The 18,681-nt window shown below is 64.0% G+C and carries 17 protein-coding genes and 1 tRNA gene; 5 read left to right on the top strand and 13 right to left on the bottom strand.

The genetic code is table 11. The features are described from left to right. Nucleotides 1-105 precede the first annotated feature (105 nt). Nucleotides 106-786, top strand: coding sequence for an AAA family ATPase (locus tag ACVJGD_RS20945; protein WP_456636115.1), 681 nt, complete (start codon nucleotides 106-108; stop codon nucleotides 784-786). A gap of 212 nt (nucleotides 787-998) precedes the next feature. Here the strand turns inward: ACVJGD_RS20945 and ACVJGD_RS20940 are convergent, their stop codons facing one another. Both ACVJGD_RS20940 and ACVJGD_RS20935 read right to left on the bottom strand, forming a co-directional pair. Beyond that, on the bottom strand, nucleotides 999-1,133 hold the full coding sequence (locus ACVJGD_RS20940; RefSeq protein WP_456640598.1) for a hypothetical protein: 135 nt from the start codon (nucleotides 1,131-1,133) through the stop codon (nucleotides 999-1,001). Nucleotides 1,134-1,436: 303 nt separating this feature from the next. Beyond that, on the bottom strand, nucleotides 1,437-1,712 hold the full coding sequence (locus ACVJGD_RS20935; RefSeq protein ID WP_456640323.1) for a metal-sensitive transcriptional regulator: 276 nt from the start codon (nucleotides 1,710-1,712) through the stop codon (nucleotides 1,437-1,439). Nucleotides 1,713-1,777: 65 nt separating this feature from the next. Here ACVJGD_RS20935 and ACVJGD_RS20930 point away from each other — a divergent pair, with 65 nt between their 5' ends. Next, nucleotides 1,778-4,171 (top strand): heavy metal translocating P-type ATPase, encoded by a 2,394-nt coding sequence (locus ACVJGD_RS20930; RefSeq protein ID WP_456636114.1) that lies wholly within the window; start codon nucleotides 1,778-1,780, stop codon nucleotides 4,169-4,171. A 181-nt stretch (nucleotides 4,172-4,352) separates the two neighbouring features. On the opposite strand, the gene ACVJGD_RS20925 is transcribed toward ACVJGD_RS20930, so the two are convergent. The 3 genes from ACVJGD_RS20925 to trxB form a co-directional block, all read right to left on the bottom strand. Beyond that, complete coding sequence (locus ACVJGD_RS20925; RefSeq protein ID WP_456636113.1) at nucleotides 4,353-5,267, bottom strand: 4-hydroxy-tetrahydrodipicolinate synthase family protein; 915 nt, start codon at nucleotides 5,265-5,267, stop codon at nucleotides 4,353-4,355. Nucleotides 5,268-5,732: 465 nt separating this feature from the next. Next, on the bottom strand, nucleotides 5,733-6,656 hold the full coding sequence (locus ACVJGD_RS20920) for a LysR family transcriptional regulator (protein WP_456636112.1): 924 nt from the start codon (nucleotides 6,654-6,656) through the stop codon (nucleotides 5,733-5,735). 2 nt (nucleotides 6,657-6,658) lie between these two features. After that, the gene (trxB, locus tag ACVJGD_RS20915) at nucleotides 6,659-7,624 is read right to left on the bottom strand and encodes a thioredoxin-disulfide reductase (protein WP_456636111.1); all 966 of its coding nucleotides are present in this window, start codon (nucleotides 7,622-7,624) and stop codon (nucleotides 6,659-6,661) included. Nucleotides 7,625-7,892: 268 nt separating this feature from the next. On the opposite strand from trxB, the gene ACVJGD_RS20910 reads away from it, so the two are divergent. Continuing rightward, the gene (locus ACVJGD_RS20910; RefSeq protein WP_456636110.1) at nucleotides 7,893-8,372 is read left to right on the top strand and encodes an Lrp/AsnC family transcriptional regulator; all 480 of its coding nucleotides are present in this window, start codon (nucleotides 7,893-7,895) and stop codon (nucleotides 8,370-8,372) included. Nucleotides 8,373-8,521: 149 nt separating this feature from the next. Here ACVJGD_RS20910 and ACVJGD_RS20905 read toward each other — a convergent pair whose 3' ends face one another. The 4 genes from ACVJGD_RS20905 to ACVJGD_RS20890 all read right to left on the bottom strand — a co-directional run bounded on the left by ACVJGD_RS20905 (nucleotide 8,522) and on the right by ACVJGD_RS20890 (nucleotide 14,694). Then, entirely contained in the window at nucleotides 8,522-8,923 is a 402-nt protein-coding gene (locus ACVJGD_RS20905; protein ID WP_456636109.1) for a DoxX family protein, read from the bottom strand. Nucleotides 8,924-9,341: 418 nt separating this feature from the next. Further along, a complete protein-coding gene (gene greA, locus ACVJGD_RS20900) occupies nucleotides 9,342-9,815 on the bottom strand; it encodes a transcription elongation factor GreA (RefSeq protein WP_456640322.1) in 474 nt (157 codons plus the stop codon). 233 nt (nucleotides 9,816-10,048) lie between these two features. After that, nucleotides 10,049-13,378, bottom strand: a complete 3,330-nt coding sequence (gene carB / locus ACVJGD_RS20895; RefSeq protein ID WP_456636108.1) for a carbamoyl-phosphate synthase large subunit — start codon at nucleotides 13,376-13,378, stop codon at nucleotides 10,049-10,051. A gap of 143 nt (nucleotides 13,379-13,521) precedes the next feature. Beyond that, nucleotides 13,522-14,694, bottom strand: a complete 1,173-nt coding sequence (locus ACVJGD_RS20890) for an MFS transporter (RefSeq protein WP_456636107.1) — start codon at nucleotides 14,692-14,694, stop codon at nucleotides 13,522-13,524. Nucleotides 14,695-14,809: 115 nt separating this feature from the next. Between ACVJGD_RS20890 and ACVJGD_RS20885 the strand changes: the two genes are divergently transcribed. Further along, nucleotides 14,810-15,178 carry an ArsR/SmtB family transcription factor gene (locus ACVJGD_RS20885; RefSeq protein WP_456640321.1) on the top strand — a complete coding sequence of 123 codons (369 nt, stop codon included), beginning with the start codon at nucleotides 14,810-14,812 and terminating at the stop codon, nucleotides 15,176-15,178. Nucleotides 15,179-15,216: 38 nt separating this feature from the next. On the opposite strand, the gene ACVJGD_RS20880 is transcribed toward ACVJGD_RS20885, so the two are convergent. Both ACVJGD_RS20880 and ACVJGD_RS20875 read right to left on the bottom strand, forming a co-directional pair. Next, nucleotides 15,217-15,293, bottom strand: a tRNA-Ala gene (locus tag ACVJGD_RS20880). Between the two features lie 172 nt (nucleotides 15,294-15,465). Next, complete coding sequence (locus ACVJGD_RS20875) at nucleotides 15,466-16,158, bottom strand: methyltransferase domain-containing protein (protein ID WP_456640320.1); 693 nt, start codon at nucleotides 16,156-16,158, stop codon at nucleotides 15,466-15,468. Nucleotides 16,159-16,285: 127 nt separating this feature from the next. Here ACVJGD_RS20875 and ACVJGD_RS20870 point away from each other — a divergent pair, with 127 nt between their 5' ends. After that, nucleotides 16,286-16,825 (top strand): Dps family protein, encoded by a 540-nt coding sequence (locus tag ACVJGD_RS20870; RefSeq protein WP_456636106.1) that lies wholly within the window; start codon nucleotides 16,286-16,288, stop codon nucleotides 16,823-16,825. A gap of 77 nt (nucleotides 16,826-16,902) precedes the next feature. On the opposite strand, the gene ACVJGD_RS20865 is transcribed toward ACVJGD_RS20870, so the two are convergent. Beyond that, nucleotides 16,903-17,700 (bottom strand): sulfite exporter TauE/SafE family protein, encoded by a 798-nt coding sequence (locus ACVJGD_RS20865; protein WP_456636105.1) that lies wholly within the window; start codon nucleotides 17,698-17,700, stop codon nucleotides 16,903-16,905. A gap of 84 nt (nucleotides 17,701-17,784) precedes the next feature. Further along, a complete protein-coding gene (locus tag ACVJGD_RS20860; RefSeq protein ID WP_456636104.1) occupies nucleotides 17,785-18,678 on the bottom strand; it encodes an MBL fold metallo-hydrolase in 894 nt (297 codons plus the stop codon). Nucleotides 18,679-18,681 lie beyond the last annotated feature (3 nt).

Genomic DNA, 18,681 nt, shown 5'->3' with positions numbered 1-18,681 from the left:
TCCGGCAATTTGCGGCTCACGCCGCATTGTTCGCAAATTTGTGCTTTCGCGAATCACCACGCTGATTCATTTTCGTGGTCTGGGGTCAATCTGGAGGCCAACGTAATGAACGTGATTGTTTTTGCTTCGCGTAAGGGGGGCTCGGGCAAAAGCACCCTGGCTGCTCACCTGGCTGCCCATGTACACAAATCGACCAAGCCCTGTCTGCTGATCGACGCCGATCCGCAGGGCTCGCTGACGCTGTGGCACAAGCTGCGCGGCACCAACGAACCGCCGATCAAGACCGCGGTCAATTCCGTGAGCGGCATCGTCGCCGCAGCCAAGCGCGACGGAATCGAGTGGGTGTTCATCGACACGCCGCCGAACCTGTCGGCCGTCGTCGACGACGCCATCAAGAATGCGACCATGGTGATCATTCCGGCGCGGCCTGGCGTGTTCGACGTCAACGCGGTGCAGGAAACGATCCAGAACTGCCGTTCATCGCGCAAGCCCTACGCGGTCGTGATCAACGGCGCGCCGGCCCAGCGCGATGGTGCCGAAAGCCCGATCGTCACGATCGCGCGCGAGTCTCTGGCGAAATTCCGTGCACCGGTGTGGAGCGGACAGATCACCAACCGCGCCGATCTCCTGATGGCTTTGAGCCATGGTGAAGGCGCCCGCGAATATGATGCAGAGGGGCGCGCCGCCGCCGAGGTCGGCCGGCTGTGGGCCGCGATCGAACGTTCGATCAAGGCGATCCGCGGCGCGGCATCGGCAAGCGGCGCGATGCACAAGCAGGCGGCCTGATCACGACAGGCGCTCCAGACTGACAAAAACGCGCGGCCCTCCGCGCGTTTTTGTTGGTGGGTGGCTGTTCGTGGCCAGCGCCAATGCTCCCCGTCATTCCGGGGCATCGCGAAGCGATGAGCCGAGAATCCATTGCTCCGCGCAATCTGCGGATAAATGGATTCCGGGCTCGCGCTGCGCGCGCCCCGGAATGACGGAGTGCGTGATGACGCTCACGCCACCATCAGCATGTAGAGGATGATCACCGGCGAGAGGGTGAGGATCACCGACCAGATGCCGAGCGCCCAGAGGATGTCGCCGGTCGTAAATCCTTGATGGTCTGAAATTGGATCAAATTCTTTGTGCACGATGCGCCCCATATTCTTTGGCGGGGCGATCGATACGCGAATGGTTTTAAGTTCCCGCTCGCAATTTCGCTCGGATTTGACCGCAGGCGCTACCGCGGATTAACCACGGCGCGGCGGCCTCTTCTTGCGCGTGTGGAGAGAGCTGATCCCCACCCGGCTTGCGCTGACGCGCAAACCGACCTCCCCTTTTCAAGGGGAGGTGACCACGCAGCCGTTTACCCGCTGCGCTCCTTCCCCCTGAAAGGGGGAAGGCTGGGATGGGGGTCCGCCGCGCTTGACGCTGTTCGAGGGGAAGCGAGAGCATCACCGATCGGCGCGGCCGATCACGTCCATCAACTCGGCAATCTTTTGGCGCTGGTCGGCCTTGTCGCCGGAGGAGATCGCGTGCTCGACGCAATGGGCGACATGGTCGCGCAGGACTTCCTCCTCGACCCGCCGCAGCGCCGCGCGCGCAGCGCCGATCTGGGTCACCACGTCGATACAATAGCGATCGTCCTCGACCATCTTGGCGAGGCCGCGGATCTGGCCTTCGATCCGTTTCAGCCGTTTTAGACAGGAACTCTTGATCTCGTCACGCATAGGGCTCATATACCCCCATAGGGTATCAGGTTCAAGGGCCGGAGTTCGGCCGGGAAGAGTTTGCCATGGTAGAGGCAGGTCACGATCACGCGCATGAGGGGCACGCGCATCATCATCACGGCACACCGGCGGCTGGCTGCTGCGGCGGCAAGCACGGTGCAGCGGACGACAACGGCGCGCTCGCGACAGATCCGGTCTGCGGCATGAAGGTCGATCCGGCGACGGCAAAGCATCGCTTCAGCTACAAGGGCGACGATTACTTCTTCTGCAGCGCGCGCTGCCGCGAACGGTTTGCGGCCGAACCTGAGAAATTCCTAAAACCCCGCGAGAGCGAGCCGGCGCTGCCGGCCGGCACGATCTACACCTGCCCGATGCATCCGGAAGTGAGGCAGCTCGGGCCGGGCTCCTGCCCGATCTGCGGCATGGCGCTCGAGCCGGAGGAGGTGACGCTCGACGACAAGCCCGATCCGGAGCTCGTCGACATGACGCGCCGGTTCTGGATCGCGCTGGTGCTGACGTCGCCGGTATTCGCGATCGAGATGGCCGGCCATGTCGGCGGCTTAGAACTGGTGCCGATGGGTTGGGCGAACTGGATCTCGTTCGTGCTGGCGACGCCGGTGGTGCTGTGGGCCGGTTGGCCGTTCTTCGTGCGCGGCTGGCAGTCGGTCGTGACGCGCAACCTCAACATGTTCACGCTGATCGCGATGGGCGTCGGCGTGGCCTATGTCTACAGCGTGGTCGGCACGCTGTTTCCGAACCTGTTCCCGCCGGCCTTCCGCGACATGCACGGCCAGGTCGCGGTCTATTTCGAGGCGGCCGCCGTGATCACGGTATTGGTGCTGCTCGGGCAGGTGCTCGAATTGCGGGCGCGCGCGCAGACCTCGGGCGCGATCCGCGCGCTGCTCGGGCTGGCGCCGAAGACGGCGCGGCGCATCACCGAGCATGGCGATGAAGACGTCGCGATCGAGGCGATCGCGGTCGGCGATCGCCTGCGCGTGCGTCCGGGCGAGAAGGTGCCGGTCGACGGCATTGTCACCGAAGGCCATGCAGTGCTCGACGAATCCATGGTCACCGGCGAGTCGATGCCGGTCTCCAAGAACGAGGGCGACCGGGTGATCGGCGGCACCGTCAATCAGAGCGGCGGCTTTGTCATGCAGGCCGAAAAGATCGGGCGCGACACCATGCTGGCGCGGATCGTCGACATGGTCGCGAAGGCGCAGCGCTCGCGCGCGCCGATCCAGCGATTGGCCGATCGGGTCGCCGGCTGGTTCGTGCCCGCGGTGATCGTGGTCGCGGTGCTGGCCTTCGCCGCCTGGGCGGCGTTCGGGCCGGAGCCGCGCTTCACCTTCGGCCTGGTCGCGGCCGTCACCGTTCTGATCATCGCCTGTCCCTGCGCGCTCGGGCTCGCCACGCCGATGTCGATCATGGTCGGCGTCGGACGCGGCGCGCATTCCGGCATCCTGATCCGCAACGCCGAGGCGCTGGAGCGGATGGAGAGCATCGATACGCTGGTGCTCGACAAGACCGGCACGCTCACCGAGGGCAAGCCGAAGGTGGTTGGTGTGATCGCTTCAACGGAGTTTGACGAGACCGAACTGCTGCGTCTTGCGGCAAGCGTCGAGCGGGGCAGCGAGCATCCGCTGGCACTGGCGATCCTGAACGCCGCCAAGGAGCGCGAGCTTGCGCTCGCCGAAGTCAGCGGCTTCACCTCTCCGTCCGGCAAGGGGGCGACGGGCGCGATCGAAGGCAAACAGGTCGCGCTCGGCAATGCCATGCTGATGGGCGAACTGAAGATAGCAACCAGCACGCTCGATGCGGCCGCGGAAACCGCGCGGCAGGACGGCGCGACCGCGATCTATGTCGCGGTCGACGGGCGGGTGGCCGGCGTGATCGCGATCGCCGATCCGATCAAGCCGTCGGCCAGGGACGCGCTGGCGGCGCTGCGCGGCGATGGCCTGCGCGTCGTGATGCTGACCGGCGACAATGCGACCACCGCGCGCGCGGTGGCGAAGCGCCTCGGCATCGATGAGGTCGAGGCCGGCGTGCTGCCGGACCGCAAGAGCGAGGTGGTGCAGCGGCTGCGTGGCGAGGGCCGTATCGTCGCGATGGTCGGCGACGGCGTCAACGACGCGCCGGCGCTGGCTGCCGCCGATGTCGGCGTTGCCATGGGCGGCGGCACCGACGTCGCGATCGAGAGCGCCGGCGTGACGCTGCTCACCGGCGATCTCCGTGGCCTGGTGCGGGCACGGCGATTGTCGGTCGCGACCATGCGCAACATCCGCCAGAACCTGATGTTCGCCTTCGTCTACAACGCCGCCGGCGTGCCGATCGCGGCCGGCGTGCTCTATCCGGTGTTCGGCATCCTGCTGTCCCCGATCATCGCCGCCGCCGCGATGGCGCTGTCCTCCGTCAGCGTCATCGGCAACGCGCTGCGGCTGGCGAGGGTGAAGCTGGATTGAAGCAGCGACTTTCCTTCACCTCTCCCGCTTGCGGGAGAGGTCGGCGCGCAGCGCCGGGTGAGGGCTCTCTCCCCACGGAAAGTCCCATCGCGGAAGCACCCCCACCCCGGCCCTCCCCCGCAAGCGGGAGAGGGAGTGCAGCGTCCATCGCGGAAGCAATTTGAGCTCATCTCATTGTGCTCTACACGCTTGCCAGCGCCGATGCCCGCCGCTCGATCTCAGCATCCAGCCTCGCCGCAAGCGCCGCGCTCACCCCCACCATCGGCAGCCGCACCTCCGCGCTGTCGATCAGGCCCGTGCGCCACAGCCAATGCTTGGCCGGCGCCGGGCTGGGCTCGACGAACAACAGGCGCGTCAGGTCGGCGATGCCTTGCCACGCTGCCGCTGCCGCATCGCGCTTGCCCTGCCTCAGCAGCGTCCGTACCGAGGCGAAGGCGTCCGTCTCGACATGCGCCGACAACAGGATCGCGCCGTCGGCCCCGTCGCTGAGCGCGTCGAAAACTTGCGCATCCTCGCCGGTCAGCACGCGGAAGCCGGCAGGGCGGCGCTTGAGGAAGTCGATCGATTGCGCGCGGTCGGCGCAGCAATCCTTCATGCCGACGATGTTCGGATGCTCTGCGAGCTCGAGCAGCGTCTCGTTGGTGACGTTGACCGCTGTCCGGTAGGGGATGTTGTAGATCAGGAGCGGCCACGAGGCGTGATCGGCCAGCGCGGTGAAATGCTGCAGCAGGCCGCGCTGCGACGGCCTGACGTAATAGGGGCTTGCGATCAGGTAGAAGTCGATCGGCCAGGCCGCCGTCTCGTCCAGCACATCCTTGAGCTTGGCGGTGCTGGCACCGGAGAGGCCGAGACAGATCGGCACATAGCGCCTGATATCGTTGATCTCCGCCCGTACCAGCGCGACCAGCCGTTCGAGCTCGCTCATATCGAGCGACATGCCTTCGCCCGATGTGGCGCCCAGGATCAACCCGTCGACCGGGCCGCTCGCGTAGTGCCGCACCAGACGGCGCAGCGATGGCTCGTCGAGCCTGCCGTCGCGAAACGGCGTGACGAGGGGCAGCCACAGGCCCTGCAATGGGTCGGATAGATCAGTCATGGTCCTTCTCCTTAAGGTGCGTGAAACGCCGGAGACGGGACCAACAAAAAACCCCGTCCAGGCGGCGGGGTCTTCGGGATCGGTTCGGTCGATTTAACTCTATCGCGCGCGTCGATCTCGGCTCCCCGCATGGGGAGCTTTTTTCGACGACAGAACTGCGCACGAATTCGTGATCATGTTGCGATACTGCTGGGACAGCCGGAGGTTGTCAATGCATGTTAGCGGGCAGAAGGCGAAAAGAAGCCGGGCTCGATCGAGCCCGGCTTAAGGTATTGGCCACGTGAGGCCGACACAATCACCTTCCAAGAGGGATTACTGAGCTTCCGCACCACTGGAGGAGGGGGACATAAGCGTAGCGCGACCGCTCAGCGCACGAGCACTATGATCCTCATCGGCGCCATGCAGCAACCATCCGAGCCGCATGTCAGACATGCGGAGTCCGGGGCCTCTATGAAATGCGGCCGACTACGAAGGCCAGCGCTGCGCCTTGCTGACCACGAAGTCGCGGAAGACCTGCACCCGCGCCACCGTCTTCAGCTCTTCCGGATAGACGAAGTAGGTGTCGAGCTGGATCGAGTCGGACTCGCCGAAGAGCTGCACCAGGCGGCTGTCTTCCTCGACCAGATAATCCGGCAGCGCTGCGATGCCGAGGCCCTGCTGGCAGGCGCGTACCAACCCCAGGATGTTGTTGACCTTGAAGTAGGGCTCGCGCGGACCCGAACCGTTGCGGCCGGCATCGATCAGCCAGCTTCGGTTCTGCAGATGGGTCGGAACCTGGGAGTCGCCGAGCATGATGATGCGGTGCGAGTCGAGGTCGTCGAGCGTGCGCGGCGTGCCGAAGCGCTTGATGTATTCCGGCGAGCAATAGGCGTGGAAGCCGATCGAGAACAGCTTGCGCTGGATCAGGTCCGGCTGCGTCGGCTTGCGGGTGCGGATCGCGACGTCGGCTTCGCGCATCGAGAGATCGAGATCCTCGTCGGTGACGATCAGCGAGATCCGGATGTCCGGATAGAGCGCGGTGAATTCGTCGAGCCGCGGGATCAGCCAATTGATGCCGAGCGCGGGCGGCGTCGTGATCTTGAGATCGCCGCTCGGCCGCTCGCGGCTGTCGGTGAGTTTTGCCCGCGCCGCCTGCAACTGCATGAAGACGTCGTGGGCGGTGCGGAACAGGAGGTCGCCCTGCTCGGTGAGGATCAGGCCGCGGGCGTGGCGGTGGAACAGCGAGACCGAAAGCTCCTGCTCCAGCGCGCTGACTTGCCGCGACACCGCCGATTGCGAGAGGCCAAGCTGCTCGCCGGCATGCGTGAAGCTGCCCGCTTCCGCCGCTGCGTGAAACACCTTCAGCTTGTCCCAGTCCATGTCCGTAAATCCATCGCGTGTTCTAGCCATGATCATTCCGCCGCCGCGCGATCGCTCGCGCGCAAAGCCAGGAAGCGTTCGGCCTCGAGCGCTGCCATGCAGCCGAGGCCGGCGGCCGTCACCGCCTGGCGATAGGTTTCGTCCGCCACGTCGCCGGCGGCAAACAGCCCGGGCACGGAGGTCGCAGTCGAATTCGGCGCCACCTCGACATAGCCGGAGGGTTTGAGTTTGATCTGGCCCTTGACGAGGTCTGTCGCAGGCGCATGACCGATGGCGATGAAGACGCCGTCGGCCGGCACTTCGGTCAGTGCGCCGGTCTTGACGTTCTTCAAGCGTACATGGGTGACTTTGGTCGGGTTCTCGGCGCCGCGGATCTCGTCGACGGCGCTGTCCCAGACCACCTTGATCTTCGGATGCTTGAACAGGCGATCCTGCAGGATGCGCTCGGCGCGGAAATGATCGCGGCGATGCACCACGGTGACCTGCGAGGCGAAGTTGGTGAGGAACAGCGCTTCCTCGACCGCGGTGTTGCCGCCGCCGACCACCACGACCTCCTTGCCGCGATAGAAGAAGCCATCGCAGGTTGCACAGGCCGAGACGCCAAAACCCTTGAACTTCTCTTCCGACGGCAGCCCGAGCCAGCGCGCCTGCGCGCCGGTGGCGAGCACGACGGTTTCGGCGAGATAGACATCGCCGCTATCGCAGGTCAGGCGGAACGGCCGCTGCGACAGCTCGAGCCTGCTCACGAGATCGGTGACGATCTTGGTGCCGACATGCGCCGCCTGCTTTTCCATCTGTTCCATGAGCCAGGGGCCCTGGATCACGTCGGCGAAGCCCGGGTAATTCTCGACATCGGTGGTGATGGTGAGCTGCCCGCCCGGCTGGATGCCCTGGATCAGTACCGGCTCCAGCATCGCTCGTGCTGCGTAGATCGCCGCGGTGTAGCCGGCCGGACCGGACCCGATGATGACGACCTTGGCATGGATGGGAGCAGGCATAGGCGAATCCCTTCTCAAGGGAGATTTTGTCAGGACTGTGCGGAAAGCGCCTGGAAAGGCATCGCGGCGGCGCCGCCAGAGTCGTGCCCAACTTTATTCTATCTGGGTAGCTATGCAAGAATTGCAATCCATATCAGCGATTTTTCCCCGGAACCGCGGCAAATCCTGCACTGCACGCGCAATAAAATTGCGCCTGCCGAGCCGACTGGGCTATGAGAGTTGCCATCAGAACCTCCAACTTCTCCAAGCTCCTGGGAATCGGACCCGCGTGTCTAAGAACCTTGACGAGATTGACCTCAAAATTCTCGCCGAAATCCAGGCCGATGGCCGAATCACAAATGTGGAATTGGCCAAGCGTGTCGGCATTTCGCCGCCGCCCTGCCTGCGCCGCGTCAGGGCGCTGGAGGAAGCCGGCTATATCCTGGGCTACCGCGGGCTGCTCGACCCGCAGCGGCTCGGCTTCGACGTGACGGTATTTGCCGCGGTGCACCTGTCGAGCCAGGCGGATGCGGATCTGCGCGCGTTCGAGGATTTCGTGCGCAAGGAACCGCTGGTGCGGGAGTGCTGGATGCTGTCGGGCGAGGTGGACTTCATCCTGAAATGCGTCGCCCCTGACATGGCGACGTTCCAGAACTTCGTCACCCAACTCACCGCCGCGCCTCACGTGCGCAACGTCAGGACATCGCTGGTGTTGCATAACTCGAAATACGAAGCCGCCGTGCCGCTGGATGTGAAGGCGGGAGGGTGAGATCCTTCTCCTTCCACCTGAAAGGGGGAAGGTCGGGATGGGGGTCTGCCGCGAGTCACACTGTTCGTGTGGAGAGACTTGATCCCCACCCGATTTGCGCTTGCAGCGCAAACCGACCTCCCCTTTTCAAGGGGAGGTGAGGAAGAAGGCTACTTCTTCCTTGCTGCGTCGATGCTGATGGGGCCGCCGCCGGAGGTTGCGAGATAGAGGCAGGCGAAGCAGAACAGGATCGCCGCGGTGCCGCCGTTGAGCAGTGGCAGGAAGACCGGCGCGGCCGGGTTCTTGAACATGTGGCCGAGGAAATAGGCGAAGGCCATCTCGCCGGACAGGATGAAGGCGGACAGCCGAGTGAAAAGGCCTATCATCAACAGCGCACCCAGCACGAGCTCAAGCGCTCCGGCGACCATGATCAGGGGCGGCGGATTGGCGAAATATTCCATCGCCGGATACTTGAAGATCTTGGCGACGCCGTACTGAAGCAGCAGAAGTCCGGTGATGAAGCGAAACAGGCTGAGCGCGAGCGGCTGCCATTTCGAGAAAACCTTGTCCATGTAATCTTAGCCCCTCATGGTTGATTGCCGCGTGAGCGCATTGTCGCGGCGAATGATTTCGTACGTCGTTGCCGGTGATTCCTCTCGCGACAGCGTGCCGCTGCACATCCGGTCAGCCTCGATACGCAGAACTGCCCGCACAGTTCCTAATGCCGAACGAAAGATGCAGCGCCGCTACCGGAGTGTCCCCTCACGATAGTTATGTAACATAATCAAATGCAGGCCTCGCCGACGAGGGAAATGCGATGCCGGTTCCACTCACAATCCTGTTAACGGGATGTGAACCAGGGCGCGTTTCCGAGCGCGGTGGCTATCGGTTCGCGTCAAGAACGCCAAACAAGAATCTGGCGCGGGCCCAGCCAACAAAAAGGCCGCGTCGAGAAACGCGGCTCTTTTGCAGATTCGAAGTGGAAGAAATCTAGCGCCACTCGACCTTGGTGATCTCGTAGGCCTTGGCGCCGCCGGGCGCCATCACTTCCACGGTCGTGCCCTTGGTCTTGCCGATCAGCGCGCGCGCAAGCGGCGAGGTGATGGAGATGCGGCCCTTCTTGGCGTCGGCCTCGACTTCGCCAACGATCTGCCACACCGCTTTCTTCTCGGTGTCCTCATCGACCAGCGTGACGGTGGCGCCGAACTTGATGGTGTCGCCCGAGAGCTTGTTAATGTCGATGACGTCCGCGCGCGCGAGCTTGTCCTCGAGCTCCGCAATGCGGCCCTCATTATGGGACTGCTCTTCCTTCGCGGCGTGATATTCCGCGTTTTCCGAGAGGTCGCCATGTGATCGCGCCTCGGCGATGTGCTCGATGATGCGCGGACGATCCACCGACTGGCGGTGCTTCAATTCGTCCGTGAGAGCCGCATATCCGGTCGCGGTCATCGGAACCTTTTCCATCATCTCTCATCCTTCAAATCGGGGCGAACCGCAGCGGCGCGCGGGGAGGCGTTGCTTCGGTTGCGCTGGACTTAGGGCCGTCACGGCTCAAAACGCCAGCCCGCCCGCTTAGTGATTCTCGGCCCCTGAAGGGCCGAGACAACATCCAAACGGGCGGTGAGTTCCAGCCGTATCGGCTTCATTACCAACCGTTTAGCGGGGCCTGGGAGCGGATCTTGGGCCGAAGCTGACGGTCAGTATTCGGAAAAGTAACTCTGCAGCGTCCGGACCTCAAGGTCCCCGTCCCGATAGGCGCGGATGCCCTGGGCCGCCGCCACAGCGCCTGAAAGAGTGGTGTAATACGGCACTTTATGCAAGAGGGCAGCGCGCCGCAGAGAACGGCTGTCGGCGAGTGCCTGTGGACCTTCGGTGGTATTGAACACCAACTGGACGTCGCCATTGGTGATGGCGTCGACGATGTGTGGCCGGCCTTCCAGCACCTTGTTCACCTTCTCGGCCGGCACGCCCTTGTCGGTGAGGAAGCGCTGCGTGCCCGACGTCGCCATCACCTTGAAGCCGAGCCCATGCAGCAATCTCACCGCATCGGTGATGCGGTTCTTGTCGGTCTCGCGCACCGAGACGAATACCGTGCCCTTGCGCGGTACGCGCGTGCCGCCGCCGAGCTGGCTCTTGGCAAAGGCGACTTCGAAGGAGCGGTCGATGCCCATGACCTCGCCGGTCGAGCGCATCTCCGGCCCGAGCACGGTGTCGACGCCGGGGAAGCGCGCGAAGGGAAACACCGATTCCTTCACGCCGACATGCTCGAGCTTCTTCTTCTTGAGCTTGAAGTCGGCGAGCTTCTCGCCGGCCATGATGCGCGCGGCGATCTTCGCGACCGGCGTGCCGATCACCTTGGCGACGAACGGCACCGTGCGCGAGGCGCGCGGATTGACCTCGAGCACGTAAATATCGCCGTTCTTGATCGCATATTGCACGTTCATCAGCCCGACCACGTCGAGGCCGAGCGCGAGCTCGCGGGTCTGCCGCTCGAGCTCCTCGATCGTCTTGGCATCGAGCGAGTGCGGCGGCAGCGAGCAGGCGGAATCGCCGGAGTGGATGCCGGCTTCCTCGATATGCTCCATGATGCCGACGATGAAGACTTCCTCGCCGTCGCAGAGGCAGTCGACATCGACCTCGGTCGCGTCAGAGAGATAGCGGTCGAACAGCAGCGGGTTCTTGCCGAGCACGGTATTGATCTGCCCGGTCTTGTCGTTCGGGTAGCGCGCCTTGACGTCGCCCGGCACCAGCTCGGGCAGCGTCCCGAGCAGGTAGTCGGCAAGCTGGTTCTCGTCGCGGATGATCTGCATCGCGCGGCCGCCGAGCACGTAGGACGGGCGCACCACCAGCGGCATGCCGAGATCGGCGGACACCAGGCGCGCCTGCTCGACCGAATAGGCGATGCCGTTCTTCGGCTGCTTGAGGCGGAGCTTGTCCAGCACGCGCTTGAAGCGGTCGCGGTCCTCAGCAAGATCGATCGCATCGGGCGAGGTGCCGAGGATCGGCACTTCGGCGGCCTCCAGCGCGCGCGCGAGCTTCAGCGGGGTCTGGCCGCCGAACTGCACGATCACGCCGTGCAGCGTGCCGTTCTTGCGTTCGGTCGCGATGATCTCGAGCACGTCCTCGGCGGTGAGCGGCTCGAAATAGAGCCGATCGGCGGTGTCATAGTCGGTCGACACCGTCTCCGGATTGCAATTGACCATGATGGTCTCGTACCCGGCATCATCGAGCGCGAAGCAGGCATGGCAGCAGCAATAGTCGAACTCGATGCCCTGGCCGATGCGGTTCGGCCCGCCGCCGAGGATGACGACCTTCTTCTTGTCCGACGGCGCGCTCTCGTCGGCCGCGAGACCTGCGAACGGCGCCTCATAGGTCGAGTACATATACGCCGTGGGCGAGGCGAATTCGGCGGCGCAGGTGTCGATGCGCTTGAACACCGGGCGGACGCCGAGCGCGTGGCGCTTGGCGGTGATCTCGGCTTCCGTGGTCTCGGTCAGCACGGCGAGCCGCGCGTCCGAAAAGCCCATCGCCTTCAGCATGCGCATGCCGTAGCCGTTCGGCGGCAGGCCGTGCTCGCGGACCTTGGCTTCCATCTCGACGATGCCGCGCAGTTCGCTGAGGAACCAGGGATCGATCTTGCAGGAATTGAAGATCTCATCATTCGACCAGCCGAGCCGCATCGCCTGCGCCACCTGCAGCAGACGGTTCGGCGTCGGCGTGCCGAGTGCGGCGCGGATTGCGTTCTTGTCGTCGCCCTGGCCGAGGCCCTCGATCTCGATCTCGTCGAGGCCGGTCAGCCCCGTCTCCAGTCCGCGCAGCGCCTTCTGCAGGCTCTCCTGGAAGGTGCGGCCGATCGCCATCACCTCGCCGACGGATTTCATCGAGGTGGTCAGCGTAGCGGAGGCGCCCGGAAACTTCTCGAACGCGAAGCGCGGGATCTTGGTCACGACATAATCGATCGTCGGCTCGAACGAGGCCGGCGTCGCGCCGCCGGTGATGTCGTTGGCGATCTCGTCCAGCGTGTAGCCGACCGCGAGCTTGGCCGCGACTTTTGCGATCGGAAAGCCGGTCGCCTTCGAGGCGAGCGCGGAGGAGCGCGACACGCGCGGATTCATTTCGATCACGACCATGCGGCCGTCGGCGGGGTTGATGCCGAACTGCACGTTGGAGCCGCCGGTCTCGACCCCGATCTCGCGCAGCACCGCCAGCGAGGCGTCGCGCATGACCTGGTATTCCTTGTCGGTCAGCGTCAGCGCCGGCGCGATGGTGATGGAATCGCCGGTGTGCACGCCCATCGGATCGAGGTTCTCGATCGAGCAGATGATGATGCAGTTGTCTTTCTTGTCGCGCACCACCTCCATCTCGAATTCCTTCCAGCCGAGGACGCTTTCCTCGATCAGGACTTCGTCGGTGGGGGAGGCGTCGATGCCGCGCTCGACGATCTCGATGAATTCCGCCTTGGTGTAGGCGATGCCGCCGCCGGTGCCGCCCATGGTGAAGGACGGGCGGATGATGGCGGGCAGGCCGATATGGTCGAGCGCGCGCAGCGCGTCCGGCAGGGTCTTGGTCTGGGTCGAGCGCGGCGTCTCCAGGCCGATCTTGGTCATCGCCTCGCGGAAGCGGCCACGGTCCTCGGCCTTGTCGATGGCGTCGGCCGTGGCGCCGATCATCTCGACGTCGAACTTCTCCAGCGTGCCCTGGCGGCGCAGCGACAGCGCGCAGTTCAGCGCGGTCTGGCCGCCCATGGTCGGCAGCAGCGCAAAGCCGCCGGGAATGACGTGCCGCTCCTTCTCGATGATCTTGGCGACGATTTCGGGCGTGATCGGTTCGATATAGGTCGCGTCCGCGAGTTCCGGATCAGTCATGATCGTCGCCGGATTGGAGTTGACCAGGACGATGCGGTAGCCCTCTTCCTTCAGTGTCTTCACCGCCTGGGTGCCGGAATAATCGAATTCGCAGGCCTGGCCGATCACGATGGGACCGGCGCCGATGATCAGGATGGTGGAGATGTCGGTTCGTTTGGGCATCGGCTCTCGCGGAAGAAGGAATTTCGGCACAAAAAAAGGGCGCGCTACCGCGCGTCCCTATCGCCACAGCGTGAGGGATGCCCTCGCGCGCGGGTGGTCTTTAGACCAGATTTTTGGCCTGCGAAACCCCGAAAAAGTCCCCGTCAACCGGCAATTTTGTATGGTCTGAGCCGTTCCTGCCTGGCGCGCCGCCACAGCACCGCAAGTGCCGCGGCGACGCTGCCGCCGCCGACCCAGCCGAGGTCGGTCGGTCCAAACGCCGATAGCACGACCCCGCCGACTGCCCCGCCAAGAGCGAAGCCGAGATACATGCTGGAGGCGTTCAGCGAGACCGCGATCATCGAGGCGTGGGGCTCGATCCGGATGATGCTGGCGATCTGGGCGGGATAGAATGCCCATCCCGAGATTGCCCAGCAGAACACGAGCAGAAGCACGATGTAGCGCGCCGATTCGGGGGTGGCGGTCTTCAGTGCGACTGACAGCAGAACCAGCGCCATCGACATGCCGGCAAGCCCAAGCGCCGAAGTTGGCGTTGTGCCAAATCGATCCGCCAGCGTGCCGCCGACCATGTTGCCGATCGCGGCCGCCGAGCCGAACACCAGCAGCGTGAGGCTGATATCCGAGGCGCCGAACCCGAGCTGCTGCAGCGGGACCGAGAGATAGGTGAAGACGGTGAAACCCCCGAGCGCCCACAGCACGGTGGTTCCGAGCGCATAGAGGACGGCGCTGTGACGCGCGATGGCGAGCCGCTCGCTGAGAGTCGCGGTGCTGCTCGGCAGGCCGCGCGGCAACCCGAACAGCAGGCCGGCCAGCGCGACCGCGCCCAGGATCGCGACCATGACAAAGGTCGCGCGCCAGCCGAACTGGTGTCCGATCATGGTGCCCAAGGGGACGCCGACCACGGTTGCGACCGTGATACCTGAGGTGACGAGCGCAACCGCCCGGCCGCGGCGTTCGGGAGAGGCGACGGCAGCCGCCACGCCCAGAGCCGTCGGCATGCACAGCCCGGCGCCGAGCGCCATCAGCACGCGCGAGGCCAGCAGCATCGAAAACCCAAAGGCGAATACGGCCACCAGATTGCCGGCGATGAAACAGGAGAGCGCCAGCGTCAGCGCATTCCGGCGATCGAAATTGTTGAAGACCACGGCCAGGATCGGCGAGCCGATCGCATAGGCGAGGGCATAGGCCGTCACCAATTGCCCGGCTGCCGCCACCGAGATCTGAATGTCACTGGCGATGCTCGGTAAAAGTCCAGCAATCACAAAGACTTCCGTGCCAATCGCAAAGGCCGCGAGCGCCAGCCAGAACACGCTCATAATGATCTCCGATGTTCAATGTTTATTGAACTATCGACGACGCTGTAGCGAATGTCAATTGGTTCAATCATTATTGAACATTGCAACAAAGAATCTACGTGGCTATGTTCGGTTCATGAGCCGAACGCCCTTACACCCCACGCGGGATCAACTTGAACTGCCGATGGTGTTGGACTGTCTGAGCGATCCGACGCGGCTCGCGATCGTCTACAATCTGGCGAAATACGATTCCGCGAACACTGAGCTGCGCTGTGGCGATTTCAATGCCTTCAGCGGCAAGTCGAACCTGGCCTATCATTTTGCGAAGTTGCGCGAGGCCGGCCTGGTGCAGACCCGCATCGTCGGCACCACGCGCTATATGAGGCTGCGTCGCGCGGATCTCGACTCGCGCTTTCCCGGTCTGCTCGATGTGATCATCGCATCGGCCGCGCGCGATGCCGAGCGGCTGCAATTTCCGGAGTGCGAAGCGGTCGCTGCCAACTGACCGGCTTGCCGAGCCGAAGCTGCCGGAGTGACGAAGGTTGGAGGCCCGGCCTGGATTTGAACCAGGATAAAGAGCAATGCACTGCTCCCGCGTCGACGCGTTCCGCCACCGGGCCGAGGCGACCATTGCCTATTTCGCGGGCGCTAGCCATCCTTACCCCGGATTAACCCTAACGGTTGCGTGATCGTGCCTAGAGCTTTGGTTCTGATTGAATCAGAACCGAAGCTCTAGCTTCTTGTTTTGACGCGTTTTCACGCGAACCGGCGTCCACTTCGCTCGAAAACGCTCTAGGCGTGATGCGCGACGAACGTCATCCGCGATGGATTGTGGCCGATGTTGCGGGGTGCGCGGGAGGCTTTGAAGCTTGCGGCCGCGAGCTTCTTCAGCACCTCCTCCTCGCCGTAACGCTGCAGGCCGATCCGCGTGCGCAATTGCCGATAGTCCGACAGCGCCGTGCTGATCAGCCCGAGCAGGGCATCCCTGAGGAAGCCGTGCCGGGCGCCGAAGCGGAGCAGCGCGACGACGTCCCTCGCCATGCCGACCTCGGGGCGCAGGACATCGCCGAGCACGAAGCGTCCGGAGGGTTTGAGCAGGCGGCGAATGACGGCGAAGGCGGCATCCAGCTCGTCCGGCGTCATGTATTGGGCGACCGAATTCATGACGACGAGATCGATCGAGCCCTCGGCCATTTGTCGCACGTCATCCAGCGAGCGCACCTGGATCTTGCCGTTGGACGCAAAACGCGCGATCAGCCGCCCGCGCACGCCGGGCGCGGGCTCCGCGAGATAAAGCTTGGCGCAGGCATCCGCCACCTCGCCCGCGGACAGCGCTTCGCCGCAGGCATAGTCGAGCACGACGGCGTCGGGCGAGGAAATATAGGCAATGATGTCCCGCGCAATGATCTGAAAATGCAGGTCGCGATGCAGCTTGCTGACATAGATCGTATGCGTGGAATCGTAATAATCGATCCATTCGTCCATCGGCAGGGTGCCCGGCAAAAACTTGGGGTTCCGGCATAGGAACCGGCATCTGTATGATGCGTTAGAGGGGCCGGCGACCAGGGAGTTCGGGCCGCCGGTGTCCGGTTTCCTAACAGGAAGGTTCAACGTGAGCAAAGCCAAGCCTGATCCAAAATCCGAGAAAATTTCCCCCGACCTCGACACGCCGACCGATCTGCCCAACGAGGCGGTCACCAAGGTCTCGGTGGCGCTCAATACGCTGCTGGCGGACGCCTTCGCGCTGTACCTGAAGACCAAGAATTTCCACTGGCATGTCAGCGGCCGGCACTTCCACGATTATCACCTGATGCTGGACGAGCAGTCGGACGCGATCTTCGCCACCACCGATCAGCTCGCCGAGCGGGTGCGCAAGATCGGCGGGACCACGCTGAAGTCGATCAGCCAGGTCTCCAAGCTCCAGACCATCAAGGACAACAACGAGGATTACGTGCCGCCGCGCGAGATGCTGCGCGAATTGATGGAGGACAACAAGCACATCGCCGCCGCGATGCGGAAGGCGCGCAATCTCGCCGACGAGCACGGCGACGTTGCGACCGCGAGCATCCTCGAGAACTTCATCGACGAGACCGAGCGCCGCACCTGGTTCCTGTTCGAGGCCAGCCGTCAGGAAGGCAGCAACGCGGCGTAACGGCATGCAAGCTGGCCGTCGTCCCGGCCCTTGATCGGTCGGGACGCGGCCATGCGGTGCGATTGGCGGGAGCCCGCCTAGCCTTGAAAGCTCAGGGCCATCCAGTTTCGATACAACATATAGATCGCAACGGCGAAGATGAGCGCGGCGAAGAGGTTGTTGAGCGCACCTCGTTTGTCGGAGAGCTGTTTGGCCAGTTTCCCCCCGATCAGGCCTCCGATCACGCCACCCGCCAGGAAGACGATAACGAGCGCCCAGTCGACCAGGCCGGACAGGGCGTAGTTGAACGCGGTCGTCAGCCCGAACGCCGTGACCGCAACGAGCGACGAGCCGATGGCATTGAGGATCGGCATCCCGGTCGCCAACATCAGGGCAGGGACGATCAGGAATCCGCCGCCGATTCCAAAGAAGCCCGACAGGGCACCCGTCGCGAGTCCGAAGCCGACGAGCGCCGGAAAGTTGTCACGGCCGAGCCTCACGGCAAAGTCGCCCTCATCTGCGCGCCTGCGCAACATCAGCGCGCCCACGACCAGCATCAGCAGCGCGAAAACCAGGAGAAGCTTCTGGCCATCGAGCATCTTGCCGAGGGTTGAACCGCCGAATGCGCCGGCGATGCCCGCCGCGCTAAAGACGGTCGCGCAAGGCCATTTCACATGGCCCGCTCGAGCATGGTTGGCCAGGTTGACCGCGGCGTTTGCCGCCACCGCGACCGCGCTCGTCCCGATCGCAACATGCGGATTCGGAACACCGACGAGATAGATGACGAGAGGAACCGCCAGGATCGATCCGCCACCGCCGACCAGCCCGAGCGAGAGGCCGACCAGCGAGCCGGAAATCGAGCCGAGTGCCATTTGCGCCGTCGAGAGCGCAGCCATGTCCATGCTCCGGAAAGGAACTCCGCGTAACGACGACGGGAGCAATGATTACTGGTGGCGGCGCACAGGTCGCCGCGCTGCCTGCTACAGCAGATTGATCGGCACCTTCAGATATCGCTTGCCGTCGGCGTCCGGCGGCGGAAGCTTGCCGGCCTTCATGTTGATCTGCAGAGAGGGGATGATCAGCTTGGGCATCTGCAGCGTCCGGTCGCGCGCTTCGCGCGTGGCCACGAATTCGTCTTCCGTTATTCCGTCGTGGACGTGGATATTGTGGGCGCGCTGCTCGGCGACCGTCGTCTCCCAGCGGATCTCGCGGCCGTTCGGGCCGTAATCGTGGCACATGAACAGCCGGGTCTCGTTTGGCAGCGACAGAATCCGCCGGATCGAACGATAGAGGTCACGGGCGTTGCCGCCCGGGAAATCCGCGCGCGCCGAGCCGCCGTCCGGCATGAACAAGGTGTCACCGACGAAGGCCGCGTCACCGATCACATGCGTCATGCAGGCCGGAGTATGGCCTGGCGTATAGAGCGCGAAGGCCTGCATCGCGCCGATCTGGTAGGTGTCGCCGTCCTTGAACAGGCGGTCGAACTGGCTGCCGTCGCGCTGGAATTCGGTGCCCTCGTTGAAGATCTTGCCGAACGTCTCCTGCACGACCGTGATCTTCTCGCCGATGCCGATCTTGCCGCCGAGCTTGCTCTGGATATAGGGCGCGCCGGACAGGTGGTCGGCGTGAACATGGGTCTCGATCAGCCATTCCAGCTTGAGGCCGGCTTGCGTGATGAAGTCGATGATCTTGTCGGCGGACTGGTAGGCGATGCGGCCGGCGGCGTAATCGATGTCCATCACGGAGTCGACCACGGCGCAGGCCTTCGAGCCGGGGTCCTTGACCACATAGCTGACGGTGTTGGTCGCCGGATCGAAGAATGCGGTGACCTCTGGCTTCACGGAGAGATTGACCGTGTGCGGGATGTCGGACATGGG

Source organism: Bradyrhizobium sp. USDA 10063, from assembly GCF_054063735.1.
This window is presented reverse-complemented; position numbering and strand designations above follow the sequence as displayed.

Bases quoted from the DNA above. Each gene is read 5' to 3' on its own strand.
- carB (WP_456636108.1), bottom strand. From the start codon at position 13,378: ATGCCCAAACGAACCGACATCTCCACCATCCTGATCATCGGCGCCGGT.
- ACVJGD_RS20885 (WP_456640321.1), top strand. From the start codon at position 14,810: ATGAGCCGAACGCCCTTACACCCCACGCGGGATCAACTTGAACTGCCG.
- ACVJGD_RS20890 (WP_456636107.1), bottom strand. From the start codon at position 14,694: ATGAGCGTGTTCTGGCTGGCGCTCGCGGCCTTTGCGATTGGCACGGAA.
- ACVJGD_RS20865 (WP_456636105.1), bottom strand. From the start codon at position 17,700: ATGGCTGCGCTCTCGACGGCGCAAATGGCACTCGGCTCGATTTCCGGC.
- ACVJGD_RS20935 (WP_456640323.1), bottom strand. From the start codon at position 1,712: ATGCGTGACGAGATCAAGAGTTCCTGTCTAAAACGGCTGAAACGGATC.
- trxB (WP_456636111.1), bottom strand. From the start codon at position 7,624: ATGCCTGCTCCCATCCATGCCAAGGTCGTCATCATCGGGTCCGGTCCG.
- ACVJGD_RS20920 (WP_456636112.1), bottom strand. From the start codon at position 6,656: ATGGCTAGAACACGCGATGGATTTACGGACATGGACTGGGACAAGCTG.
- ACVJGD_RS20925 (WP_456636113.1), bottom strand. From the start codon at position 5,267: ATGACTGATCTATCCGACCCATTGCAGGGCCTGTGGCTGCCCCTCGTC.
- ACVJGD_RS20905 (WP_456636109.1), bottom strand. From the start codon at position 8,923: ATGGACAAGGTTTTCTCGAAATGGCAGCCGCTCGCGCTCAGCCTGTTT.
- ACVJGD_RS20945 (WP_456636115.1), top strand. From the start codon at position 106: ATGAACGTGATTGTTTTTGCTTCGCGTAAGGGGGGCTCGGGCAAAAGC.
- ACVJGD_RS20860 (WP_456636104.1), bottom strand. From the start codon at position 18,678: ATGTCCGACATCCCGCACACGGTCAATCTCTCCGTGAAGCCAGAGGTC.
- ACVJGD_RS20875 (WP_456640320.1), bottom strand. From the start codon at position 16,158: ATGGACGAATGGATCGATTATTACGATTCCACGCATACGATCTATGTC.
- ACVJGD_RS20930 (WP_456636114.1), top strand. From the start codon at position 1,778: ATGGTAGAGGCAGGTCACGATCACGCGCATGAGGGGCACGCGCATCAT.
- greA (WP_456640322.1), bottom strand. From the start codon at position 9,815: ATGGAAAAGGTTCCGATGACCGCGACCGGATATGCGGCTCTCACGGAC.